Origin of the sequence: Blastomonas sp., from assembly GCF_041747255.1 — a bacterium.
Lineage (GTDB): Bacteria > Pseudomonadota > Alphaproteobacteria > Sphingomonadales > Sphingomonadaceae > Blastomonas.
Map to the genome: position 1 here is coordinate 1 of NZ_JBGTFM010000408.1, position 2,004 is coordinate 2,004.

Annotated in this window: 2 protein-coding genes and 1 pseudogene; all 3 read left to right on the forward strand. The window is 64.0% G+C overall.

Features of this window, described 5'->3' with window-relative positions:
- Positions 1-282: pseudogene (locus ACEW8G_RS13765) on the forward strand (N-(5'-phosphoribosyl)anthranilate isomerase); the annotation flags it as partial.
- Positions 257-1,543 (forward strand): tryptophan synthase subunit beta, encoded by a 1,287-nt coding sequence (trpB, locus tag ACEW8G_RS13770; protein WP_373488977.1) that lies wholly within the window; start codon positions 257-259, stop codon positions 1,541-1,543. The pseudogene ACEW8G_RS13765 and the gene trpB, both read left to right, overlap by 26 nt.
- Positions 1,544-1,605: 62 nt before the next feature.
- Positions 1,606-1,971 carry an endonuclease domain-containing protein gene (locus ACEW8G_RS13775; protein ID WP_373488978.1) on the forward strand — a complete coding sequence of 122 codons (366 nt, stop codon included), beginning with the start codon at positions 1,606-1,608 and terminating at the stop codon, positions 1,969-1,971.
- The last annotated feature ends 33 nt before the right edge of the window (positions 1,972-2,004 follow it).

Consider the following 2,004-nt stretch of genomic DNA (forward strand, 5'->3'; position numbering starts at 1 on the left):
TGCGACCGGCTGCTGTTCGACGCGCCGGCCAAGGCCTTGCCCGGCGGCAACGGCGTTGCGGTCGACTGGTCGCTGCTCACCGGGCACAGCCACATCCTGCCATGGGGGCTGGCGGGCGGGCTGGATGCGGACAATGTCGGCGCGGCGCTGGCAGCGACGCGCGCGCCTCTGGTCGATGTCTCGTCGGGGGTGGAAAGCGCACCGGGAGTCAAAGATATGGACAAGATGGCGCGCTTTTGCCAAGCGGTGCGCGACCATGACCAATCCAGCCCCCCATCCTGACAGTCCAAAGCCTGACAGCCCAAGGCCTAACAGCCCAAAGCCCAACAGCTACGCCAACCAACCCGACGCACAGGGCCATTTCGGCCAGTTCGGCGGGCGCTATGTTGCAGAAACCCTGATGCCGTTGGTGCTCGATCTTGACCGGCACTATCGCGCCGCCAAGGCCGACCCGGCATTCGCCGCCGAGTTCGAGGACCTGCTCGAGCATTATGTCGGGCGCCCCAGCCCGCTCTATTATGCAGAGCGGCTGACCGAGGAGGTCCGCAAGGGTGCCGCAGATGGCAAGGGCGCGCAGATCTGGTTCAAGCGCGACGAGCTGAACCACACCGGCGCGCACAAGATCAACAACTGCATTGGCCAGATCCTGCTCGCCATCCGCATGGGCAAGACGCGGATCATCGCCGAGACCGGCGCGGGCCAGCATGGCGTTGCGACCGCGACGGTCGCGGCGCGCTTTGGCCTGCCGTGCGTGATCTACATGGGGGCGCGCGATATGGCGCGCCAGCAGCCCAATGTGTTCCGCATGAAGCTGCTGGGTGCAGAGGTGATCGGCGTGGAAAGCGGCGCGCGCACGCTCAAGGACGCGATGAACGAAGCGCTGCGCGACTGGGTCGCCAATGTGCATGACACGTTCTACATCATCGGCACCGCCGCTGGACCGCACCCGTACCCTGAACTCGTCCGCGATTTCCAGAGCGTGATCGGCCGGGAGGCGCGCGCCCAGATGCTCGCCCGCACCGGCCGCCTGCCCGATCTGCTGGTGGCAGCAATCGGTGGCGGGTCAAACGCCATCGGGCTGTTCCACCCGTTCCTTGACGATCCTGACGTGGCGATGCTCGGAGTCGAGGCGGCGGGCCACGGCCTCGACAAGGAACATGCGGCAAGCCTCGCGGGCGGATCGCCCGGCATCCTGCACGGCAACAAGACCTATCTGCTGCAGGACGAGGATGGCCAGATCGACGAGGCGCATTCGATCAGTGCCGGGCTCGACTATCCCGGCATCGGCCCGGAGCACAGCTGGCTGAAAGACGTCGGCCGCGTCGAATATGGCAGCTGCACCGATGATGAGGCGCTGGAAGCCTTCCAGCTGCTCTGCCGCACCGAAGGCATCATCCCCGCGCTCGAGCCCGCCCACGCCATCGCCCGCACCGTCGACCGCGCACGCGCGATGGACCGCGATGCAATCATCCTCGCCAACCTGTGCGGACGGGGCGACAAGGATATTTTCACCGTGGCCGAGGCGCTGGGGGTAAATATCTAGCATAGCCCTCTCCCCTTCAGGGGAGAGGGTTGGGAGAGGGGGATGCAGTGCGACCAAGCCTGTTGACCAAGCGCGCCAAGGCAATGCGCCTAGAGGCCACAGAACCCGAAATCAGGCTATGGCTTGAACTGCGCGCCAAGCGCTTTGCAGGTGTGAAATTCAGGAGGCAAAAGGTTATTGGAAAGTATATCGCTGATTTCGCTTCGCGCAGCCCAATGCTGGTGATCGAGATTGATGGCGATACGCATGATGGCCGTGAAGCTTATGATGCTACACGGACAGCTTATCTGGAAAGTGCGGGCTATCAGGTGCTGCGCTTTACCAATTACGACGTTATGACCGCTATGGAAGGTGTGTTGATGATGATTGAAGCGGCTTTGCAGGCCCCTCTCCCAACCCTCTCCCCTGAAGGGGAGAGGGCTAGATGACCGCCCGCCTTGCCGCCGCCTTCCCTGCTGACC